1 protein-coding gene is annotated in these 1,102 nt (G+C 27.7%); it reads right to left on the bottom strand.

Annotated elements, in window-relative coordinates; translation table 11 throughout:
• Window positions 1-57: 57 nt before the first annotated feature.
• Entirely contained in the window at window positions 58-996 is a 939-nt protein-coding gene (locus L1S46_RS26225) for a transposase (RefSeq protein WP_238901450.1), read from the bottom strand.
• Between the last annotated feature and the right edge of the window lie 106 nt (window positions 997-1,102).

Genomic DNA, 1,102 nt, shown 5'->3' on the forward strand with positions numbered 1-1,102 from the left:
TAGGTTGTTGAATAACTAATTTTTACAAATGGTTATTTAAGAAAATATTCTTAGAAATTATATATTCCAAGGATATTTTCTAGTTTTTATTCCTTGCTGCTTTTTGTTAAATTCATCTATTAAGTACGCTAATAAGACCCATTTTATATGACGTTCGTATCGGGCTTGCCCATAAAGCCTTGGGTTTTCTAAGTTATATAATCCCTTTAATACAGAGAATAATTGCTCTATTTTCAATCTGTTTTTATATAATTTTGATCCAATAGGAGATTGAATAAACAAAGCATTTTCATATCGTTTATCAGTAAATGACTCAATAATTTTAGCCTTACGCATATTTATATCAGTTAACAAATTAAATTCTAAGCTAGAAGCAATTTCAAACCATTCTAATGAATCATATGCTGCATCTGCAAGTATTAAAAATGGATTATAAATTTTAGCTTCATATAGTAAATCTGAGACTTGATTATCATAAACATTAGCTGTTGTTAAATAAAAAACTAGAGGAATTATAATATCACTAACTGCTGCAATACAGTGTAATTTATAACCTTTATAATATCCAAGGCGGGTACCCTTACCGGATTTAGCTTCGCTATCGTATTTTGAACTTCTTAAAGCAGTTCCATCTATTGCACACAGTCTAGTTTCAGGATTGATAAGTTCAACAAGCATAGCATAAATACCATAATATATATGTTTCTCTAAAATTTTAGTTCTTAATGAGAATGTAGAATAATCTGGTACTTGATTGAGTTGAATTATAGACTGAAACACATAGTCTTGCTTTATACGATATTCAAGCTCTCTTAAACTGAAAATACTACTTTTAACGCCATATAATATACATGCAACTATTTGTTCATCTGAATACTTACGTGGTCGCCCTTTAGTACTTTTAATATTCGAATTTAATTTAGCAAATGCAATTTTAACAGCTTCAAAAATTTTATAATGGTCATTTTCACTTTTAATATTTGATGATATAATCATATTTGAGTCATTCCTTATGTGATATATTTAGGTTTTTCGCGAAATTATTATATCACAAAGGGATGACTTATTTATTTTTTACAAATTCTGTTTATTCAACAACCTA

The organism is Clostridium sp. YIM B02500, from assembly GCF_022324665.1.
Taxonomy (GTDB): Bacteria; Bacillota; Clostridia; order Clostridiales; family Clostridiaceae; genus Clostridium; species Clostridium beijerinckii.

Bases quoted from the DNA above. Each gene is read 5' to 3' on its own strand.
- L1S46_RS26225 (WP_238901450.1), bottom strand. From the start codon at position 996: ATGATTATATCATCAAATATTAAAAGTGAAAATGACCATTATAAAATT.